General features: G+C 31.2%; 18 protein-coding genes. 3 read left to right on the plus strand and 15 right to left on the minus strand.

Going from position 1 to position 23,685, the window contains the following annotated elements; all coding sequences use genetic code 11:
- The 9 genes from H3S88_RS00005 to H3S88_RS00045 all read right to left on the minus strand — a co-directional run.
- On the minus strand, window positions 1–974 hold a 974-nt coding region (locus H3S88_RS00005), incomplete at its 3' end, for a type VI secretion system Vgr family protein (RefSeq protein WP_198237255.1).
- A 1,368-nt stretch (window positions 975–2,342) separates the two neighbouring features.
- Window positions 2,343–3,185: a hypothetical protein gene (locus tag H3S88_RS00010; RefSeq protein ID WP_198226592.1), complete on the minus strand. Its 843-nt coding sequence runs from the start codon at window positions 3,183–3,185 to the stop codon at window positions 2,343–2,345.
- Window positions 3,186–3,277: 92 nt separating this feature from the next.
- Window positions 3,278–4,738, minus strand: coding sequence for a sialate O-acetylesterase (locus H3S88_RS00015; RefSeq protein ID WP_198226590.1), 1,461 nt, complete (start codon window positions 4,736–4,738; stop codon window positions 3,278–3,280).
- A gap of 214 nt (window positions 4,739–4,952) precedes the next feature.
- Complete coding sequence (locus H3S88_RS00020) at window positions 4,953–5,270, minus strand: hypothetical protein (protein ID WP_086336721.1); 318 nt, start codon at window positions 5,268–5,270, stop codon at window positions 4,953–4,955.
- Window positions 5,271–5,976: 706 nt separating this feature from the next.
- A complete protein-coding gene (locus H3S88_RS00025; protein WP_198226588.1) occupies window positions 5,977–6,816 on the minus strand; it encodes a hypothetical protein in 840 nt (279 codons plus the stop codon).
- 562 nt (window positions 6,817–7,378) lie between these two features.
- Entirely contained in the window at window positions 7,379–7,726 is a 348-nt protein-coding gene (locus H3S88_RS00030; RefSeq protein WP_144093075.1) for a DUF2570 domain-containing protein, read from the minus strand.
- A gap of 20 nt (window positions 7,727–7,746) precedes the next feature.
- Complete coding sequence (locus tag H3S88_RS00035; RefSeq protein ID WP_198226586.1) at window positions 7,747–8,184, minus strand: lysozyme; 438 nt, start codon at window positions 8,182–8,184, stop codon at window positions 7,747–7,749.
- 233 nt (window positions 8,185–8,417) lie between these two features.
- Window positions 8,418–8,726, minus strand: a complete 309-nt coding sequence (locus H3S88_RS00040) for a phage holin family protein (protein ID WP_198226584.1) — start codon at window positions 8,724–8,726, stop codon at window positions 8,418–8,420.
- Window positions 8,727–9,752: 1,026 nt separating this feature from the next.
- The gene (locus H3S88_RS00045) at window positions 9,753–10,097 is read right to left on the minus strand and encodes an antiterminator Q family protein (RefSeq protein ID WP_086327768.1); all 345 of its coding nucleotides are present in this window, start codon (window positions 10,095–10,097) and stop codon (window positions 9,753–9,755) included.
- Between the two features lie 316 nt (window positions 10,098–10,413).
- Here H3S88_RS00045 and H3S88_RS00050 point away from each other — a divergent pair, with 316 nt between their 5' ends.
- Window positions 10,414–11,109 carry a helix-turn-helix transcriptional regulator gene (locus tag H3S88_RS00050; protein ID WP_198226582.1) on the plus strand — a complete coding sequence of 232 codons (696 nt, stop codon included), beginning with the start codon at window positions 10,414–10,416 and terminating at the stop codon, window positions 11,107–11,109.
- Between the two features lie 554 nt (window positions 11,110–11,663).
- Here the strand turns inward: H3S88_RS00050 and H3S88_RS00055 are convergent.
- The 6 genes from H3S88_RS00055 to sohB form a co-directional block, all read right to left on the minus strand.
- Window positions 11,664–12,878 carry an MFS transporter gene (locus H3S88_RS00055; protein ID WP_198226580.1) on the minus strand — a complete coding sequence of 405 codons (1,215 nt, stop codon included), beginning with the start codon at window positions 12,876–12,878 and terminating at the stop codon, window positions 11,664–11,666.
- Window positions 12,879–13,064: 186 nt separating this feature from the next.
- The gene (locus H3S88_RS00060; RefSeq protein WP_198226578.1) at window positions 13,065–15,083 is read right to left on the minus strand and encodes a TonB-dependent receptor; all 2,019 of its coding nucleotides are present in this window, start codon (window positions 15,081–15,083) and stop codon (window positions 13,065–13,067) included.
- 210 nt (window positions 15,084–15,293) lie between these two features.
- A complete protein-coding gene (locus H3S88_RS00065) occupies window positions 15,294–16,895 on the minus strand; it encodes a bifunctional aspartate transaminase/aspartate 4-decarboxylase (protein ID WP_086301680.1) in 1,602 nt (533 codons plus the stop codon).
- A 28-nt stretch (window positions 16,896–16,923) separates the two neighbouring features.
- Window positions 16,924–18,624 (minus strand): aspartate-alanine antiporter, encoded by a 1,701-nt coding sequence (gene aspT / locus H3S88_RS00070; protein ID WP_198226576.1) that lies wholly within the window; start codon window positions 18,622–18,624, stop codon window positions 16,924–16,926.
- Between the two features lie 434 nt (window positions 18,625–19,058).
- Window positions 19,059–20,075, minus strand: a complete 1,017-nt coding sequence (locus H3S88_RS00075; RefSeq protein ID WP_198226574.1) for a hypothetical protein — start codon at window positions 20,073–20,075, stop codon at window positions 19,059–19,061.
- Between the two features lie 230 nt (window positions 20,076–20,305).
- Window positions 20,306–21,361: a protease SohB gene (gene sohB / locus H3S88_RS00080; RefSeq protein ID WP_198226572.1), complete on the minus strand. Its 1,056-nt coding sequence runs from the start codon at window positions 21,359–21,361 to the stop codon at window positions 20,306–20,308.
- Window positions 21,362–21,514: 153 nt separating this feature from the next.
- On the opposite strand from sohB, the gene H3S88_RS00085 reads away from it, so the two are divergent.
- Window positions 21,515–23,215, plus strand: coding sequence for a formate--tetrahydrofolate ligase (locus H3S88_RS00085; protein ID WP_198226570.1), 1,701 nt, complete (start codon window positions 21,515–21,517; stop codon window positions 23,213–23,215).
- Window positions 23,215–23,634, plus strand: a complete 420-nt coding sequence (locus tag H3S88_RS00090; protein ID WP_198226568.1) for an RnfABCDGE type electron transport complex subunit B — start codon at window positions 23,215–23,217, stop codon at window positions 23,632–23,634. The genes H3S88_RS00085 and H3S88_RS00090 overlap by 1 nt, the downstream gene beginning before the upstream one ends.
- The last annotated feature ends 51 nt before the right edge of the window (window positions 23,635–23,685 follow it).

Below are 23,685 nucleotides of genomic sequence, written 5' to 3' on the forward strand. Positions count from 1 at the left end.
GCATCGCGGTAGTTATAATCCTGTACTTGTACCGAAGATTCCACCATCTGACTGTGTAAGGTTATATCCCAGACACTTTCAACGCCATTATCCAGTGTGCCACTCGGTTGTTTATACACAATATCAGCCACCTGCTGATAACCTTGCTCATAATCACTGATGACCATCACATCGCAATTATGTTCACCATGGGTTTCAAACCGAAAATAGACCCCCACATCAGCAAGCAGTCTTTGAATAAACTCAAGGTCACTCTCCTGCCACTGGGTAATAAATTCACGCTCCGGGTATTGCTCTTTAAGTGCTAAACGATAATCAATCCCGGTATAACCATGACCACGCAAGACCTCTTCAACGACGCTGATAACGCTTTGATTCTGAAAAATAGCACAGCTATGACTTAATGATAGTTTGGCTAATTGCGAGGATAAGACAACCTGATAACGGGCTTCATCATTACTGACTGATAATTGACTGAACTGGGTAATCACACCATAAAGAGTGCGTGAGCCACCTTGAGATAATAGTGAATTTAACGGATTAAGCGGATTAAATTGGGTTAAAGAATTAAGTGGATTAGATTGTTTAAGTTTATCTAACTGTTTTAATGGCTCAGACTGTTTTAATGCATCTAATGGATTAGCCGAAGTTAAGGAATTAAGTGCATTAAGTCCTTGAGTTGCAAAGTCGCTTAAACTGCCAGAATTAGCAGGATTAAAACTCAAACGGGCATTTTGGTTAAGAAATGACTCAACAGAAAGTTGTTTATCCGAGCTGGTGAAATTAATCGTGTAATGCCAAGGCTGGTTAAGTTGCTCATTACCCTCGACTTGTAAGATTGAAACCTCAGCAGGCAAACCATCAATATTTAACGTATAGCGATTGTGACCGACTCCATTAACCAAACCATTCTTTAAACCACGACTTAAACCATTACCCAATTGATCCACCAAATTGGTTAATCCTTTATCCATGTTATCCTCGATATATTTCATGTATATAGCAAATACAACTTTGTTTTATTGAACTATTTATTATTATTTTTATCTGACCGGTTAATTATTATTATAAAAATTGCCAATAGTCAGTAAGGAGTTAAAATCAGTCAGATTTAAAAATAATCTAAAAAAGAATATAAAATACACTGTTTAGGGTATTTTGCAACCTTTTTTTAAAAAAATTTTTAAATTTAAGTTAGATAGATAACTGACTGATATTAATAATAATATCATCAAAATATAGATAACAAATTGTCGCCTAAACATGATCAAAAAAGGATTAGTAGAATTTGGCTTTTGCAGATTTTTTATTGAGTATTTTGCACAGAATTTTTACTAAGATTTGTAACTAAAAAATCATTTTTACTCATATATAGCCATGACCTGAAACTTTTTGACACAAATAACTGTCAGTACAACAGTAAAAAATATTTTTAAAACGATTACTAAGAGAATGAATAGAATATAGGGAATATTAAATAATTAAATTTAGATAAATATAACAATATGATTTTAAAACAATAAATTCTGTAAAAAATATTCCGGAGTCTATACTGTTTCGTTATTAAAAACGCACTGTATATCAGGGACAAATGCAAATGGATGGTTCTAGCAAAACTACTAAACAGTACTCACCTCTATAATGTTGTTTAAATGATACTGTTTTTCATATTGCAACGACGATATCCAGCCATTAACTGAATAACGACGAATACGATTATTATAGATTTCAATATATTCAAATTATACTTTATCGGCTAATGCCTTTATTTTATATTACTATGATGAATAATATGTTCTTTTAACGTATGAAAAAAACTTTTCAATACCGCATCATCCTTACAATTTCAACTTAGACCCATATTTTGCCTTAATTCGTATTGCAAAAATAAACTTTTAAAACCAGAACTAAAATTTGATTATAATATGTTTTCTCTAATACTAAGAATAATAACATTATAAAAAACAATCATTATTTAAAGAAATTAATAAATAATTGTACGATTGAAATTTTAACTAATATTATAAAAAAAATGGATAGAATTATTCTTTATGTAATTGATGATTTATAAAAAATAAATTTAAATGGCAAAATGAATCACTTTTTAATTAATATTTATTATAGAGTTAAATTATAGAGAAATGAATTTATAGCAATAAAACTGTAGTTTGTTTATAAACAATATAATTATTTTTATAAAAACTAAAATTCAGTATATTTGAAAGGAATTAAAATGAGGGAAGATGGGAGGATTTTAGATAGGTAAATCATTAAAAGAGAATTAAGTGATAAAAAAGCCCATATCAACTATGGACTTTCAATGTTGGAAGTTAATTTACTTTTTATAGTAAACGTTCATATTTTGTGAAAATTTCATGAATTTTATTTACATCTGTAGTAGTTAAATCTTCACGACTGAATGTCGCATACAATTTCATTGTTCCTCTAGAATTATCTTGTATTGTTCTATAACCCATCAAACGAGGACAAAACTTAGCTGTGGATTGTTGTGAGAGTTTTTTAGTTATTGTGAGTGTTTTATGTTTATATACTAATAAATCTTTATTAATATGAATAACATAGACTCCATCATTTTTTTGATTATCTTGACCTTTACTGATAGTATTATCTTTCTTACCCCATCTAAATATAACTCCGTCATGCCAATCAGCATCTCCAGCAGAAGCGAATGAATGTACATAATCTGAAGTATCTTCTCCACCCCATTCAAGCCCTCTAGTTGAAGCTTGAGACATAAGGAAAACTAGACATAGATTCGAATCAACATTCTTCATATCATACTCATAATGATCGTATAAAGAAACGTTATTATTAGCTTTAATCCCATTAACTGATATCTCTGGATCAGCGTAAGAGTCTAAATTATTATTTCCTATCACACTATACTTGATGTGATTAATGTTTTGATGTTTTGATGAAAGATAAAATAATCCTTTACACTTTTGATCTAATCCTTCCTTTACTAAATCATTAATGAGTAATAATAGACATTGACTGTCTTGTCTCTCTGATTTTGTGATATAATCCTTATAAATTGCATAGGCTTTTTCAGTTACAGTGCTAATTGTATTAATATTACCATTATTATCACTACCATAATTAACAGCACCTAAATTATTTTTACTCCAATCGACATTTGCAACTTTAATTGCTAAACCTGACATAAAAAATCTCCATAATTTTTTGTTTATTAAAAGACTTGTTTGACTTACCATTCTTAATTCTAGTAATAAGTCATAATGAATTAATTTAGCTATTAACCTAAATAATATTGAAAAATGACACACCAACTATATAAATAGTAATCTTTCCCATCTATACTATAAACGACGTTATTATTATCTCGTAACTCACCAGCATTTCTTCCGTCAATATTTGAAAAACCATAATTAATTAAAAGATTAGCTGGGCTTTCTTTGCAAGTGATTTTAAGCGTATTACAATTATTACTGTTGTTGAGTAGTTCAACATTTTGAATAATATCCTCACCTGATGAGTTTTTTATAGAAAACCCTCTGTTTTTTAAATATTTATTCCTTGATAAATTTTCAGGCCATGCAAAAGTCAACCCTGTTTTATTAAATTTCAGATTTAAAACATTGCCGCTTATGGTGTGGGAAATTGGATGTAATGGCCGCCAGTCTTCACCCGACATTATTTTATTTAGAACATACCCGTAATATGCGCCTAGTAATTTAGAACTAGGTCCATCTATGTGCCATATATCTTGATATTTTAACTGATATATTGGTGTTGCTAGATAAAATCCACTATCCTGTTCAAGAGCTAACTCTAATTGTGCTAAAGCAACATCAGGATAAGGTGCGGCACCACCATAGGCATTAAACGAAGATGAAATTTGATAGGTAATAAAAGGCAGATTAGAATAGTCATCGCCAGTAATATTTTCAATTTTTTCAATTAAATCTGCCCGTAATTTTCTAAGAGCAGCTTTATAGCTATTTACACCACATTTATAATCGGCTTCACCTTGAGTGTAGGTTATTGCAATTAATCTGTATGATTTACCTTGTTCATCTGCAATTCGTTTACCATTCTCGACATCATTGATAATATTATTATAGTCATTTGAGCCTTTAGACAAATTAAATATTGACATACCACCATGAGCACAATTTGAAGAAAGAATCACTTTATTTTTAAAATTACCTAGTTTAATCTCACGAATAAACATATCTGCAGTACCAGCAGATGGTGACTCATAATTAACTTCATTTTGTGATTCAATATGATTTACTAATGATTGATATTTATTATAGACAGCATAACGAGTTCGAATGCCATGATTAAACATTTTGGCATATTCAGAAAATGAAGTTTTAGTAAGTAGTGGTACGGAGTTAGATCCTTCCGCTAATGATTGACCATAAGCTATAATATGATTAATATCAGCAAGCCCTGAATCAATTGGATAAATTAATGTTTTCAACTTAGCAGCAAACAATCGATCAATATTAAATTCCGTATTACCATCCTTATCAATTTTAAAAGAAACATTGCCTTGTTCATCAGCAATAGTGAAGCCATCATTTTGAATATTATTAAATGAAAAAGTTGTTTTATTAACAAATTGAGCATAGTTTTCTTTATCTATTTTCAACGCATAATTATTACTATCTTTAGAATTATAAAAATTTTCTGGAATTAACTTTTCAGGATTCAATAAGTCATCCAATGAATCGTTTAAATTTACCATAATTGCTATTTGTCCTTTGTTATATATAAAAAAGCAAAATATAGTTATCCAATTACACAAAATATGTTATAAAAAACAAGCAAATAAACCTGTTTTACTTTTAATGAAATTTCAGATTTGAGAAAACTAAAATGAATAGTAGACACAACTATATGATTTGCTTTTAAAGTTTTAAATTATTTTTATTAGAAATTAGTGTTGAAAGTGTATATTGTTATAATTGATTTAAAATTACTTTCAATCTAGCAGCAAATTGACGATTGATTTTAAATTCCGTAAATCCTTTTTCATCAATTCTAAATACAACATTACCTAACCTATCAATAATTGAAAAACCACTATTTTGAGTATCTGTAAATAAAGAGGGTTCTTTATTGGTAAAATGAAAATTACCGTCTTTGTCAATTTTTAAAACATAATCACCGTTACCATAACAGATATAATGACCATCCTCTTTTACATCATAAAAATTTTGTGGGTTACAGTTTGTTTGATCTGAAAAATCGTTCAATGTTTCATTTACATTTGTCATATTATTTTTACCTTTGTTTTCCTATAAAAAATACAGCTAAATAATTAAATCAGATTTGTTATTACTTTTTACAAAAATGAAGATACCATTTACCTGTACTATATTCGTACTCTTTTATATTTTTAAAGCTGTTAGGTTGACGGTGCTTTGATGTATATAAATTATTTTTCAAAAAATGTAGATACTTCTAATTTAAAAATGAAAACTCTTAGAATTTTGATTGGTCATGCTTGCTTTGAGAAAAAGGGAGAAAATTATTATAATCATCCATTTTTATTAAATATAACTAAATTATAAACTATACCTACTTAAAAATAATTAATACGATAATTCACTTAATATTTAACTATTAAATATAGATATGAGTATATTTCCTTAAAATTTGGCTCACTTAATGATTAGAATTGCTCTTTTAAAGAATTCGTAATAATTGTCTAATATATCCAACAACAATCACTAATATTAATTGGTTAAATGTGTGGTGGATAAGCTGATATAAGCTATTGTGGATATTCTCAAGAGACATTTATAAAACGTCATAAAAATAAATTTTTTGACTCTATTTTTATATAGCCCAAACAATACATAAAAATTTATTTGTCATATTTTCAATCAATTAAATAGGTTAAAATATTTTTAACTATTTGTCTGTAAGAAAAAAGCCCATAATAATTTTGGGCTTTTAAATTTAAAATGAATTAACTAATTATAGGAACGCTTCAAATTCGGTAAAAATTTGTTGAATCTTATTAATTTCAGCTGAAGTTAAAGCATCTCCCCCAATTCTACCATTACTAAATGTAGCATACATTTTCATTGTACCATTACCTGGATTCTTTATTGTTTTGTAATTTAATAATGATGGACAGAATTTAGCATATGACTGCGCAACCTGCTTAGTTAAATTAACGGCACCATGATGGTATTGTAATGAAGTTCCATTAACATGAATAACATAAACTCCGATAGGAGCTTGTGTATCTTCAGATTTTGCTACAGCTGAATAACGAGAGCCACTATTCCATTTAAATATAGCATTTTCGAAGTAATCTGCATTACCCGCAGAAGAAAAAGCATGTATATGATTCACTTCATCTTCGCCCCCCCAATCAAATCCACCTTTAGAAGGTTCTGACATCATAAACATCAAACATAAATCATTTTTTGAACCATCAATTTCTTGATGATCATAAAGATCTGCACGACTTTCAATCTTCGTTCCGTTATATCGAACTGTTGGATAATCTGTATATCGATCTATAACATTTTCACCAATTATACTATACTTAATATGCTCAAAGTTATTTTTAGGTGATGCTAGATAAAACAAGCCTGTGCATTTTTGATGCAACCCTTCTAAGACTAACTTATTAATTAACAATGCTAAAGCTAAATTGTGTGGGCGGGCGTTTTGTTGATTACTTGTATCACCTGTTTTTTCAATGTATTTCTTATAAATTTTAAAAGCTTCGAGACTAACCAATTTTTCAATATCAGCCAAGCAAAATAATGTATTGTTTTGAATTAAATTTTGTGAATTTGACATAAACTTTCTCCATTTTTAAAAAAATTTAAATTAAAAAGATATTTGCGTTTAACTTTGAACTAAAGTTTATTGCGCAATGTTTTACTACTGTTATTACTCAAGGTAATAATCGAAATTGCTGACTGATTGGTAAATTTCAGTCAGCTCTATCGATAGGGTAGATAACGAGATTGTTATTGCACAATTCGTTACTAGGCTCTCTTTTGTTGAGAAAAAAAGATTTAAATAGATTATTAGCCAAAATGAGATTATTCGGCTTCAATTACAGTTTCTATGGGATAAGAAATTGTACTGATTAATTAGATTAGATTAATTTACTTTGTGAAGAATGCTGAAATAAGTTTTAACATTTATTCATATTTGACATAGTGATATCATCACAGAAAAATATTAATTATTAAAAATGGTCAAGATAGTATAACTATTTTAATAAATAGACTTGTTTAAAGCTCTAATGGATTGTTTATCTTGATTGCATTTTTCAATAACATTTAATAAATGCTCGTTATATTTAATACTACCAGCAAATGTTAATGGTTTAGGCGGTAATAATGGTAGACAATCAGTTAACAGATTTTCGGATATCGGTTGATTGACGTATACCTTTCGCTCTTTCGTACAACCTGTTAGCAATATCATCAGGAACATACTCATTAGCGCAATTGTTATTTTTAAGTAAATCATCGAGTTTTTCCTGCATTTGTAATGATTGGTTTTCAAGATTTCTTTTTGTTAGTTCATTATTGGCAATAATTTGATTATCAATTATATTTTTTTGCTCAAGTTGAAAAAGCTTACTCGTTAATTCTTGTACTTGAGCATGTCTTTCTTTTGAGATACGAACTTCTTCGATATACTTATAAAATAACGCTAACCAAAGAAAGATAAAAATGCCAATAAATTTATTCATTTTTTCTATCCTATTAATTATTATTTATTAAATAGGTTCTTTTCTGCTTTTCTGCGATTTGTCAGGCCAGTAGAAGATTGTTTGATGCCATCAACCGTAATTTTATTCCAACGTTCTAACTCATTTGAAGCGCCAATATAATTACCCATATTCAATTTTGCCAACAATGTCGATTGATTAAATGCTAAAACACCTACATTAAAGACAAAAGAGCATAATGCATCATATTGATTTTGATTCAGTTCAACTTTAACCAATTGATTAATTGACTGCTCAATAAAATAGAGATCTTGTACTAAAAAACAATCAGCCTGAGAATTACTGATTATGTCTTTATCTTTAACATTTTTAGTATGACCATAACCAATAGTCCATGTACCTGCTTGACATTTATATGCTTCTAATTTTAGACTTTCAAAGCTTTTTATCAGATCGATACCTTCTTGACTAATATTCATTTATTTTCCTTATGTTTGATAATTTTTGAGTGATTCGTTAAATAAGAAGTTTATTTTGATAATGAATGGAAACTAAAAAAGACTTAGATTGGTTCATATAAAGATAAGTAATGATTAAAATTGACTTTTTAAGTAATGTTAAAAAACACCATTTTTTAATAACTCTAAAGACAACTTTTATATAAATTTATTAGCGGATAAATTTGTATTAGTAAAACATTTTAATTAATAATTTATTGTTTATTATTAATTTGTTTTATTAATTTTTCTTCAAGAACTTTAATTAAATTAGCACCTGACCAACCAGCTAAACCAGCAATACCTCCCGCTACTTCAAATGCCCAATTAAAATAACTTGCAATAAAGATAACCAAAGCACCAGCAAAAATAGATATAAAAATTTGAGCGATAAGTGTCCATAGAAAGAATTTATTACCATTGAGTAAATGGTAACAATAACTGGCTAATGAGCCTAAAAAAGTGATGAAAAATAAATAGACGATAACGGTCCAATTTATGTTGTCTGGATCTTTTATTGGCATACTATTTGACCCTTTTATGTATTTAAATTTTAATAGTTAAAAAGAATATAAATTAAGATTCCACTAATATGAAAACTATATTTCTATATTAATAGGCTGTTAATTAAGGTTGATGATGCGATGAATGATTTGTTTGACTAGTAGTATTTAGCATTTATTCTTTATTGAACGTTTTATCTTTCATTACTATTCTAGAGTTATCATGAACATTAATAAATTTATTAGTTATATTATTTGGAAATTCAGTTATATTTTATTAGTAAATTATTTTAATATTAATCAGCCATGTTATTTTTCAAAAATAGAAAAGTTTATTAATAAACATAAATCTTGTATTACCATTCTTGGTTTTAATTTTTGCAACTTATAAGATTTAAAATTTTAAAAGTTTATATTCGTCAATGAGTATTAATATTTATAAACGATTGTTATGAAAAATCACAATAAAATTGAAATGGGTTAATTATAATAAAAGAATCGATAACTTTTGAGTATTGTTTTAGACATATTAATCAATACTAACTTTATGGTTTCTAGAACTAATTTAATAAAAATAATTTTTTTAGAAATAAAAAAGCCCAACTAGTTTTAGTTGGGCTTTGTTTGCATGCATATTAAATTGCATTATGGGGTAATTATATATGCTAATTTGCGCAATGTCAATAGGTTAATATGATTTATCTTTAGCAAGCCAAATCTAATCGTCAATTAAACTAACGAGACTAATAAAAGACTCAAATGTTGTTATGAAAAAATTTGTTTATGGTTTTTATTTATTCATCAAATAAAATATTTTTCAAATAATAAATAATTAAAACACCCCACCATTCAAAGTTAATAAACTTTAGTCTAAAAATAATATTATTGATTATTTCATTCTTTTTTGTCAGATATTAGCGATAATTAAAATTTGTCTAGAAACAACAAAGCCTAGCGATTTTTAGCTAGGCTTTATTTAAATATAAAATTGTATTATAGAGTTATTGTATATTACTAATTTGCGCGGTGCTCTGCATTTGATCTAACTTATTTGAAAAATGGGTAAATGTAACCACCAATAAAACTTTCTGCTTGATTGAGTATATTAATAATATCATGAGGACGTTTACCTATAACTTTAGCTTGTGCATTACATGAGACATTTTTTAAATAGTAAGTCATTAAAACAGTCCATTGAACAAGATTGTATTCTTTTAAATTTAAAATAGCTTTATCCACTATTTCTGCTTCTTCCTCTGTCAGATATTGGCGATAATCAAAACTTCTAGCAGCACCAGTAACAACAGCTGATTGTGAAGGATACTCAGTTCCGATACGTTTAAGTACACGAGTATTTTTCCATGCTGTTAAAATCTCTTTAGTCTCTTTCATTGTTACCTCTTATAATTAATGCTTTTATTTTATTATCTATAGGTTTTATAGTTATTTTTCTTATAAGAATTTAATTTGCTTTATATCCCAAAAAACCATTTAGACATTCGTTTAAATTGCTCACTAAATTTCACGGCTATTTTTTGGTTATTGTTGAAAAAGAAATTATAAGTTATCTTCTAATCGGCAACTTATTTTTGATAACTTATGTTTTCAAATTATAACCAATATTATCGAATAAATCAATAACTATTGTTATTTGATGCGTGATAACTTAAATTATATACTTACAACACTAAAACCATGAGATAACGATATGAATACCTTTACTGATAGAATTAATTGGGCTTTAGAAGCATCAGGCATGTCTCAGCATCAACTTGCTGAAATGGTAAAAATTAGTCAACCAGCCATTCAAAAACTTATTTCTGGTAAATCCAGCACATCCCGTAAAATTATTGAGATTGCTTCTGCTTTGAACGTTGATCTCCTTTGGTTAACGAAAGGAATTGGAAAACCTGATATAGGTAAAAACTTGTCTAATGCAAAAATAGTGGGAACGATGGATGAATGGGATAGTAAAACACCACTTAACGATGACGAAATTGAAGTACCATTTTATAAAGATGTCAGATTATCTGCTGGAGATGGTTTTGCTGATGATATTGAAGATTACAATGGTTATCAATTACGCATGTCGCGTTCAACCATGCGTAGATATGGTATTGATAAAAACTGCACGGTCTGTTTAACTGTTTATGGAGATAGTATGGAGCCAGTTTTCCAAGATGGAGCAACGGTTGCTATTGACCAAGCTGATACCAATATTCGCGATGGTAAAATTTATGCTATTAATCACGCTGGTTTACTAAGAATTAAAATACTTGAAAGATTGCCCAATAACCTAATCAAAATCAGAAGTTACAATCCTGATTATGAAGATGAAGTTATCCCACAAGATGAAATTAATATCTTAGGACGTGTGTGGTGGCAATCATCAATACTCATTTAATTGGTCTATTCATCATACAGATCTATATGTTAATTTATATTCATTAAGCTTGTTATGGTTCTATCTCTAAAACGCATGGCATTAATGTCTGATGATGCTTATTAAGCCCTTAGATGGGCTTTTTTTATACTACATTTTCGCTTAACTCGGTTACAAATGATAACTTTTTTTCATAACTTAAATTTTCAATCAATAACTTATATTATTGACAATAATGATAACTTATATTATCATTATTGCATCAAAACCAATCGAGTTAACAGAGTCATTAAACAATACTACGAGTTATTTAGTGGGTTAATAAGATTCAAGTAGCTAGCAGGGGCTTATGAACATACTGCGGTTTTGATGAACGTCTTAGGCATGACGGTAAACGGTCTAATTGGCTGTTTTGATTCGATAACAATTAAAACAGCCAGTTTAACTTCCAATGAGCAAATAAAACGCAACTGTTTTAGGGATATAAGTTGTTACAAAGACAGGGAATGGTACATCATCTGCCCCGCTAGTCGGGGCTTTTTTGAAAAATGATGATTAAACAATTCATTATTATTTTAATTTTTTATCACTTTACTTGCATAAACCCCATTGAAAAATGCAAGTGCTATTGAACCAATGACAACAGGAAAATAACCAAAATTTTGTGCAAGATAATAACTTAATGATATTACCGCAAATCCACAAAAGTAACTTGGTGCCAATTGGGCATTCCAAGCAGTGGAACGAGCCTGTGAGCTATCCGAATTGTCCATGATAATGGCAGTAATCGCTATCGACATTAAAGGTAAACTAAAGAAATAAAGAAAACAGGCTAAATAGACACTAAATACATTCACATATCCTAACGAAATCGGTATAAATGATAGTAAACAAAAAGCATGACAAAGCAACGAATAGACTAGACTCTGTTTTCTTGTTAAACGTTTTAGGATTTTTGAAATTAACACAACTGCCACTAAGCTCACAATTGAGCCAAATACTTTTAATAAAATAGCAATATCTGGCAACGACCAACCATCATCAACAAGTATTGGCGATAATAGATTATAAGCGGGGAGGAAACTAAACGGCATAAGTATTAAGATAATTAACCAATTTATTTTACCTTTCCAAATGGTAATCAGATTTTTCCAATATTGAGGATCATTACTTTCGGCAATAGGCTGATTTTGGCTGTAACGGTACTCTTCAAAAAAGAAAAGTTGAATTAATGTAAAACCCACTAAAACAGTAATCAATAATAAGCACCACATCCAACCAATATAAGCATAAAGTAGCAATATCACACCGCCACCTAAAATATTACCGATCATTGAACCACTCGTCTTGATACTTGAAATAAGATAACGCTGCTCGGCTAAAAAAATATTACAGGCCAATCCGGATATGGCTAATTCTTGAGTAGCTGTCATTATCGAAAAAATAAAGACAATGGGTAGAATGATGTAAAATTGTTTAATAGGATCTAGGAAAGCGATATTCATCAGACAAATTAACATAAAGGTTAAAGAGATGATTAACCAATTACGATAATGAGATAATCGTCTTTTTAAATATTTATCAACAATAGGTGCCCATAAAATTTTCAACCCTATTGGTAACATCATTAAAGGAATCAGACTTAATTGGTTTAACTCCATGCCATCTTTCCTTAAGATTAATGCTAAGGCGATGGTCAAAAAACCAGTACCCACATATTCTGTAATATAAAGGCTTACAAATAATAACCAAACATTTTTGGGCAATTTAATTGTTGCTTTGTCATTCATTTATTCATTTTTCCTTTTGAAGTACTAACTTTGTGTTCCTAACATATTTATTAATATAATTATTTAATAGTAAAAAAATATTTTAATAACCCATTACCACCCATGATTTGGTAAATTTAAAACAATCTGTTTTGTTAAACTAAAACAAACTTAAATCTTTCTTAAATATAATATTTAACTAATTTATCAATAGTTTATTTGCGCAGAAATACCTACTTGTCGTGGTTGCTGATAAGTACTATAACGAGAAGATGAGGACATAAGACTTATTTTGTCATGAGAATTGAAAACATTATCAGCATAAAGCATAATTCGACCTTGTTTGAAGTTATAAGCTAAATAAGCATTTGCTTGATAATAACTATCAATTTTAGATGTCTTATTATTTGATGCATCAGTAAAGTAACTATCTACAAACGATGCATTTAATCCGGTTTCCAATCCATATGGTAGGTTATAATAACCGCCTAAGTTAAATGTATAACCAGGAGCACGTGTTAACTTATTACCGTTATAACTTTTACTATCACTGTATTTTTTTATTTTGGTTTTAAGTAAGCCCAAACTGGTGGTTAAATTTAAATTTTGTGTTGCTTGCCACTCAATATTAAATTCTGCACCATAAGTTATAGCTTTATCGGCATTAGCAATAGTGATACCGAGTGGATGAGAATACTCAATTTGCATATCTTTATAGTCGTTATAGAAAATATTAGTATTAATTTTTAAACGTTTATCGTCTGAAAGCCAGCGGTGATAAAGTTCATAGTTCCAAAGATATTCAGTACCATAACTGTATGTGGAAAAAGGATATGTAAATGTAATTCCAGCCCCTCCTGGATTATAACCACGAGCAATTTTAGCGCCAATACGCTGGTCATCACTGATTAGATAAGCAATATCAAATTTCGGTAAGAAAACATTTGTTTTATTATCATAATTTAAAAGAAATAAGCTACCACCTTTGCGGGTATGTTTTTCTTGCTCATAACGAGCGGATAGATTAACTTCGATAACTTCAATTGGTCTAAAGGTAAACTCCCCTAAAACCGCTTTAGTTTTAGTAACATCATGATAACGATTGCGGACTCCTAATAAAATACTGTCATCTTGTGGTGACTGAAAATAAAATAGACCCAATAAACCTTTGTATGTACCATTGTTGTATCTTAAAATTGGCTGAACTTGCCATTTATGCCCCTCAACTCTTGATGGTGCTCCAGAGGGCAGAGAAAAACGGTCATGAATATAATTTGAATAAACAACTTTATTTTCAAATTCCCATGTATCATTGAATTGATAACCTGCATCCCAAATTGTGCTTGAAGTCCGAATTTTGAATACAGAGCGATAGGTATCATAATCTGTTGTTGGTTTAAACTCACCCTGAGGATTTCGTGAATCTACATGTTTAAAGGTTAAACGGCTATAAAAATCTGGCATAGCTGAAGGTAACCAAAGTAATTTAGCCTTAGTTGTGGTGGCTTTAAATTTCCTTGAATCACCTGCTGGATGATAATTTGCTAAATGTTCATAAGATTTACGACCTTGATCATCAACCGTAAAACGAAAGAGTAATTGCTCATCAACTAATGGACCAGACAACATGGCAGCAAATTGACGTTTATTTTGATTACCATAATCCGTTTTTGCTGCCGCTTCAAATTTATTGATGGGATCATTACTTTGCATAACAATAGCACCAGCAATAGAATTACGTCCTTGAGCATAACTTTGTGGCCCACGATAAACTTCGACTTGCTCGATATCCCATAGCGATTTAGTTGCGAACGCTAATTCATTATAATTAGAATTATCACCATCAACTTGTACATTAACTCTAGGGCGAGCACCCGCTAAAAAAGATATTGCACCATGAGCTGATGAGCCCTCAACACCTCGAATTGTGGGTAATTGATTGCCTAATCCGGTTTCTAATATATTGGAAGTTTGTTTAAGTACAGTTGTTAAAGAGTAAAGATCGGGACGTCTTTCGATATCCTTATTGATTATAACACTTAAACTTGAACTCGTTTGTAATTCACTACGTTGTACCCCTTCACCAATAACAGTGATTGTGTCCAATTTATCTTTTTCACTATCTTCTTTGATATCTTTGATATTATTTTCAGCTAGAACAATAGAACTATAACAGCTCATAAGGCACAAACTAAATAGACTAAATTTTGCAGTTATTTTTTTCATCCGAACACGCTATAGTTGATAATGATTTTCATTTACAATCTTATAGACTAAAAAATAAGCTGTCAAATAACTAATTAGAATTAAAAAACAATATTAAATTAATTTGTTTTTAGTCAATTTAAATAAATAAGATTTATACTAACTAATCAATTAGAATAAAAAAACCCTAGATAAACTAGGGTTTTATAAGTAATCAGATTAAATGATTAACTATTTTTTCTTTGCTTTACTTTTGTACTCATCATAATACTCTTGTGCAAGTTTACGCATTGACAAACCAATCGCTGCATATTGATATTCATTTAAATTCGCTAAAGATGCACGAGCAGAAGGATGTTGCACAGCAAAACCTTTACCTGGTAATAAAACTACCCCAGCTTCATCAGCTATTCTAAATAACATTTCAGACGGATTTTTATTTTTTAAGATCCATTTAGCAAATTTATCGTCATATAATTCACGACAAATATGTTCAAGATCAATTAAAGTATAATAATCAACACTATTTTTATCCACAGTGTGTTTAAGGCCTAAATGTTGATAAAGAGACGCAGCACGACGACGGATCAATGATTTTAATGCAGCTTTGTAACTTTGATCGGTATCAATCATTTCACATAATGCAAATAAAACCATCTGCACTTGTTGTGGTGTTGAAAGTCCAGCTGTGTGATTTAACGCAACAGCTCGGCTATCTGCAACTAAACGATCAATAAATTTAAGATTTTCGGGTTCAGTTACAATTGAGCTATAACGTTTATTTAAGACTTGCTTGGTTTTGCTAGGCAATGCTTTAATTTTTCTATCTAAAACATTATCTTTTGTTGTTGCAATAACACCCAAACGCCATCCTGTAGCCCCAAAATATTTAGAAAATGAATAAACTAAAATGGTATTTTTAGGACAAATCGCAAATAAAGATTGGAAATCATCAGCAAAGGTACCATAAACGTCATCGGTTAATATAATAAGATCTGGACGTTTTTTAACAATATCAGCAATGATTTTTAATCCTTTATCATCTATTTTTACGGATGGTGGATTGGAAGGGTTGACCAAAAAGAATGCTTTTATAGAGGGATCTTCAAGTTTACGCAATTCTGACTCTGGATACTGCCAATTAGCATCAGGATCAGAGTTGATCAACACCTCAACCAATTGATAATCGTTTAGTTCTGGAATTTCAAGATAAGGTGTAAAGATCGGAGCACCAATGGCAATTTTATCCCCTTTTTGGATTAAATTATTTTCTTTCATAGAATTAAATATATATGCCATAGCGGCGGTACCGCCCTCAACAGCAAACAAGTCAAGATCATCTCGATCAAGGTATTGGGCACCCATCTGCTGTAGAACATAAGATTTTACCACTTCTTCGCTAAAACGGAGCATCCTATCAGGAACAGGATAGTTACAACCTAAAATGCCTTCAACCATCTCTTGTAAAAAAGCATTTTCATCAAGCCCAAGTTGATCACGAATATAAGAAAACGCTTTACCTAAAAACGAAACGCCTTCTTTATTATAATTTTGGCGAATAAAATGTTCAAAGCGCCCTGTTAATCCTGCTTTAATTGGAAATCCGCCAACCCCCTCATTTAGATAAGAATAAGACATTTCAGATTCTTGCGTTGCAAAGATCCCTAATTGGAAAAATGCTTGTCTTGGCCAAATGGCTAAAAAGTTAGGGTTACCTCGACCTGCATTTAACATGGCTCGATCAGCATGGCTTTGTGCCAGTTTAATTAAGTTATCTTTTAACTCAAAAGGACTTAAATTAGCGTACTTAGCATATTGTGTTTGGTTCTTCATATTCTGTATCCTTAAAGTAAGATTGTAATTAAACAAAGGCCACAACCAATGGTCCTAATAAAGTCAGGAAGACATTAGCCAAAGCATAAGTGATAGCAAAAGAGTTTGTTGGTGTAGAGTTACCCGCTTTGTTAAGAACTTCACCAAAAGCAGGATTAGCGCTACGAGCTCCAGCTAGAGCACCAGCAAATACAGCAGCATTTTTGTAACCAAGAATATATTTACCAAAGTAAATTGCGAGCAACATTGGTAACACGGTGACCACAACACCAATTAAGAATAATGACAATCCTTGTTCGCGAATAGTATTGATAGCTTGCAGGCCTGAACTTAACCCTACTACCGCAACAAAGCCAGCTAAACCAAAATCTTTTAACAATTGCACCGCACCGGTTGGAATATTACCAATAGTTTGATGAAGTGAACGGAACCAACCGAATAACAAACCTGAAAGCAACGCCCCACCACCAGCACCTAAAGTAATTGGAATATCACTAACACGGATAACAATTAAACCAATTATCAGACCAACTACTAAACCTAAACCATGGAATATCCAGTCTGTTTTTTCGCTTTTTGTGATTGGTGCACCGATTTTATCAATCACACGACGAAGATCACTATCGGTACCATAGATGGTGATTACATCACCTAATTTGAAATGAAAATCGTTATTAAGCGGCAGTGTTTGTCCATCACGATGGATAGCGACAAGATAGATGCCATGTTTTAATTGCATTACTTCATCAGATGATAACACTTGTGATAAACTTTGACCGACATAACGAGAGTTACGCATTTCAACATCTTGTGTATTCATCACAACATCCATACCTGAAGCAGAATCCACTTCCGAACCAAGAAGATCGTTGGCCTGTATCATGGCATCACGGTGACCGACCACCAAAATGATATCTTTAGCTTTTATTAAGGTATCAGGTGATGCTTCCAAAATTTTATTGCTACGTTTGATACGTTCAATACTAATACCATTAACTGTTTTTTCGATATCAGACACGCTTTGGTTAATCTTATTAGTGACACGATATAATCGACCACTAATATCGGATAAAGCAAAATTTTGGTTAGCACCTAATAATAGCGAACCATGAAGCTGTTCAGCTTGAGCTTTAATAGCATCATCGCCAATATCTCGCCCCATTATTTTTGGTAAAATATTAACACAGATGATGATCGCACCGAGTGAACCAAAAATATAAGTTACCGCATAACCAATGGTAACATTACCTTGTAATCGGCTAAGTTCTTCAGGACTAACACCTAATTGAGTTAATGCATCAGACGCTGTACCCATAATGGCCGATTGTGTTAAACCACCTGCCGCTAAACCTGCTGCAAGCCCTTTATCTAAATGAAATACTTTGGCAAGCACAACTACAGTAATTAGACCTGCAACCGCAATAAAAAGTGCTAAAAAAATTTCACGAAGTGTTTTAACACCTAATGAACGGAAAAATTGTGGACCACTTTCAAATCCAACCGCATAAATAAACAGAGCAAAAAGAACGGCTTTAACGCCAGCATCAACGGTAACGCCAAAAACACTTAAAGCAACAGCAACTAATAACGATCCTGCTACGCCACCTAGTTGAAATTTACCAATCCGAATACCACCGATTAAATACCCTAAACTTAATGATAAAAACAAAAGTATTTCTGGTGAGTGTTTGAGTCCATCTAAAATCCAGTTAAAAAGCCATTGAAACATAATAATTGTCCTCAAGCGCTATGATTAATGATTTATAGAAAAGATAAATAAAGGAATGGAACGATATTCATGGGAATGTATGAATATGAACATATATTAAACTTCAATGCAAAGAATAGAAAGTCAATTTTAACGATTAATATTATTGCTAGAAAATAACAAAATCCTTAGAAAAAATGAGATGAATAAATACGAAGAGATATTGAACTTAAAAATAGTCAATATTCATTGATATACATATTCGATTACCAAAATTTTAAAGAAAAGAATGACTAATTTATAGGGCGGTAAATAGAACAAAATATTTTATTTAATAATAAAGATTTTATTTGTTTAATAATTATTCAGGTTTGAATTTGAGCATTATAAACAATAAAAAACCCGCAGAAGCGGGTTATTTTTAAATGATTGAATAAACAATTATTGCATAAATGTTATTCTAGACCCGATTTAAAATACTTAGCCAATAGAGCATTTAATGTTGATAGTTTCTTGATTTTAGCAATAGTTTTTGAATCTATTTTCTTTTCCACATTTTTTCGTGAACCATAAAATCTTACTTTCACATCATTTTTATCATTAAGTGAATTGATATAAGATACGAATTGATTATTTAAAATAAATTTAGTCCACTCAGATACAGTGGTACCACTTTTACTCTTGAAAGTTAAGTCACTGGATGGTTCATATATATTATCGTTTTGTAATATTTTAAAATTATCAATAAATAATCGTTCCTTACTGCTAAATACGGCAGTAACGGTTGTCGTATATAATTTTTCTTTAAAAATAAAAGTTTCTATACTCAAAGGTTCACTTTCTAACTCGACCTTGATCATATTATTTTGAGAATTATAGGTAAAATTGATATTATCAGTATTAATAATATCAATGAATTGATGTAAATCATTTGGATTAGTTATTTTTTCTGATAGGGATAACAGTCCATTAAGGTTAGCATTGTGTAGTCTTAGACCATTTGAAAATGTAATGATATAAATATCCTTCGATTTTGGGTCTGTTTCTACCTTAGCCACATATAAATCGTCTATATTGGGAAATTTAATTTCTTTCAACTTCTCAATCTCATCTAATCGCTTTTGATAATTTTTTACACTCACTATCTGATCATAAGAATTGAGGTTATTAAGATAAAGAACTTCTCCATTTTTCAAAACTATTTTATAGTAAATTTTATTTCCAACTTTGACCTCTTTGTCCAAATAACCTTCCATTCCGTTATATTTTTTGTAAGAAGGATAAAATAGTGAACGTGAATTTGGTTCAGAATATAACCCACTGTATTTTTTTAGGTTAATAGCATCAGCGGAATATTGATCAAAAACAAAAATATCTTTATCTACTGGATTATATTTTTCTTTTTTGATTGCGGATGAAGAAAATGAAACAACACTTAATATAAGAAACAAACAACAAAAAACCTTTTTCATACCATTATTATCCTTAACCTTTTTATTTTTTGGTAATAGTATGTTATTTAAGCTTTTTTGGCAATAAAAAATCCCATTCCTATCCAGAATTTTGAATGAATAGATAAAAAAGATAATGGTCGGTAATATTTTTTATTAGTGAAGTTTAAGTAAACCGTTATGAGAGCTGAAATATTTACTTATATTTAATGAATAAACCTCTTAATTTTACAGAATAAAGAAAAGGGCTACTAAAGCCCGTTTCCTTGTCTAAACAATAATCTTTCAACACTTTTAACCACATTTTTGGAAATTCTCTCAGACAGCTTTTGTTTACGTTGAAAGCTAACTGAAATAATTTTATGTGTATCAAGATGCGATAGAATAAAATCATCACTGGTACTGATTTCGTCTACTAAGCCTTTATCTTTTGCTTGGGCTGCAAACCAGTGTTCGCCTGTTGCTACTAGCTCAATATCAACATTAGGACGGTACTCTTTAACAAAATCTTTGAATAATAGATGAGTCTCTTCTAATTCTTGCTTAAATTTCTGGCGTCCTTCATCAGTGTTTTCACCAAACATCGTCAGTGTACGTTTGTATTCACCAGCTGTTTGTAGTTCAATATCGACATCATGTTTTTTAAGTAAGCGGTTAAAGTTTGGAATTTGAGCCACTACACCAATTGAGCCAACAATAGCAAACGGCGCAGCAACAATTTTATTGGCGGTACACGCCATCATATAACCGCCACTTGCAGCCACTTTGTCAACGACAGCAGTAAAAGGAATATTGCGCGTTCTAAAACGTAATAATTGTGAAGCGGCTAATCCATAACCGTGAACAACACCACCAGGACTTTCTAATTTAATGACGACTTGATCTTCTGGTTTGATAATAGCAAGAACAGCTGTGATCTCTTGACGTAATTCTTCAACCTCATGTGCATCCATACTACCGTTAAATGATAAAACAAACAGCTTAGGTTTAGCACCAGCATCTTGGTTACTACTTTTATCCTGTTTCTGTTTTTGTTTGACGGCTAATTTTGCCTGCTTTTTCTCAAGTTTTTTCTGTTTTTTAAGATCTTTCGTATATTGCTTAGCTTCAAGTTCATCCATGCTCGACATCAATATATCATCTTTAATTTGCTCATATTCCTGACTAATGTCTTTAACAGATAAACGCCCCGCAACGATTGATAATTTGCGACGTTGACTTAATATAAAAATAAGAATGGACAAAATAGCAATTACCACTGTTGCTGTTTCTGCCAAGAAGAGAGCATACTGTGAAAACCAATTCATTTAACAATTTTCCTTTGATTGAATGTATTGCATTATTATAACAATATAATTAAGAATTGTGCCGAAAATCGACAAAGATAAAATTGTCGCTTTATTCGGCAATTTAAATTATTTATACTGATACTTCAAAATTATAATTAAATGAGAATTACTATGTCCTTACGTCCAATTACTGAAATTGCAGAGCAATATAATATTCCTGAACAATACGTTTTACCTTATGGTAAACATGTCGCAAAAATCGATTTATCTATTCTTAAATCAAATCAAAACAAACCAAAAGGTAAATTGATATTAGTTACCGCCATTACCCCAACCCCTCTTGGTGAAGGTAAAACCGTTAATACAATTGGACTGAGTGAAGGATTAAATTACATTGGTAAAACAGCCATCGCCTGTATTCGTCAACCAAGTTTAGGTCCAGTGTTTGGTGTAAAAGGTGGTGCTGCCGGGGGTGGTCAGGCCGAAGTTTTACCTATGGAAACGTTAAATTTACATTTAACAGGTGATATTCACGCTATCACAGCGGCTCATGATTTAGCATCAGCTGCATTAGATGCACGCCTTTATCATGAAGAACGTTTGGGCAATGAGTTTACAGCACATACGGGTTTACAGCGTTTAAATATTGATGTCAATCGTATCGTTTGGAAACGTGTTATTGATCACAATGATCGTGCACTACGTCATATCAATGTTGGCGTTGGTGGTGGTGTAAATGGTATTGAACGCCGTGATGGTTTTGAAATCACTGCTGCATCAGAACTGATGGCAATTTTAGCATTAGCGTCTGATTTACATGACATGCGTGCGCGTATTGGTCGAATTATTTTAGCCTATAATACTCAAGGTGAACCCATTACCGCAGAACAACTTGAAGTTGCGGGTGCAATGACGGTACTATTAAAAAATGCCATCAATCCGAATTTAATGCAAACTGTCGAACATACCCCTGTATTAATTCATGCTGGACCTTTTGCTAATATTGCCCATGGTAACTCTTCTGTGATTGCTGATCGCATTGCTTTACAACTTGCTGATTATGTGATTACTGAAGCTGGATTTGGATCGGATATGGGCATGGAAAAATTCTTCAATATCAAATATCGTCAAGCAGGTATCAAAGCATCTTGTGTGGTGTTAGTTGCAACCGTACGCAGCCTTAAATCAAACAGTGGTAAATATAACATTAAACCAGGACAAGCCATTCCAAAAGAGATATCAGAATCGAATGTCGAACTACTCGAAATTGGTGCCGCTAACTTAGCATGGCACATTAACAATGCGAAAAGTTATGGTTTACAGGTGATTGTTGCTATCAACCGTTTTCCTCATGATAGTGATGAAGAACTTGCTTTCTTACAAAAATATGCCATTGAACATGGTGCGTTTGCTTGTGAAGTTAGTGAAGTATTTACCCAAGGAGGTAAAGGTGCTGAAAAACTGGCACAACATGTTATTAAAGCATGTGATATGCCAAGTGAAATTAAGCTACCTTATCCAGATAACATGCCTTTAATCGACAAAATTCAAACAATGGTAAAAAAATATGGTGCCAACAAAGCGAATCTTTCTGAAAAGGCGCTCGAAAATATCAAAGAGATTGAAGCATTAAAACTGGATCATCTACCTCTTTGTATTGCCAAAACCCCTATGTCAATCAGTGCTGATGCGAATTTAAAAAATGTACCAACTGATTTTGATGTTGATATCAGTCATTTAGCCATTTCTGCTGGTGCTGGATTTATTCGCGTTTATGCTGGTAATGTTATGACGATGCCAGGACTTGGTACTAATCCAGCTTATCGACAAATTGATATTGACAAGGATGGTAATATTGTAGGTTTAAGTTAATGCAAGAAGTTATTATGCAAACCAAACAACAATATAAAGCTTTTATTGATGAAGAAAATTGTATTGGCTGTGGCAAATGTATTCGCGTTTGCCCGACCGATGCCATTGTCGGCAGTAAACAAGTATTACACACCATATTACCGCAGTTATGTACTTCGTGCAGTAATTGCATCAATACTTGCCCAACAGACTGTATTACATTAAGTACCTTAGGTACAGCGCTAAGTGAAAATGAAGAATTACAACTCACTGAGAGAAAACAGCAACGATTAAATTACAATCAACTTGTGCCACCAACCATACTATTTCCGCGCACAATGGCTGTTAATCACAGTAACCAAACGAGTCAACAAGATCGTAAACAATCTATTGCTGATGCGATTGCCAGAGTTAAAGCCAAAAAAAACCTCGCTAAATAGCGAGGTCTTTTATTCAGTAGTTATAACCTGTAATTAATCTATTACAGATTA

The organism is Gilliamella sp. B14448G11, from assembly GCF_016101765.1.
Taxonomy (GTDB): domain Bacteria; phylum Pseudomonadota; class Gammaproteobacteria; order Enterobacterales; family Orbaceae; genus Gilliamella; species Gilliamella apicola_N.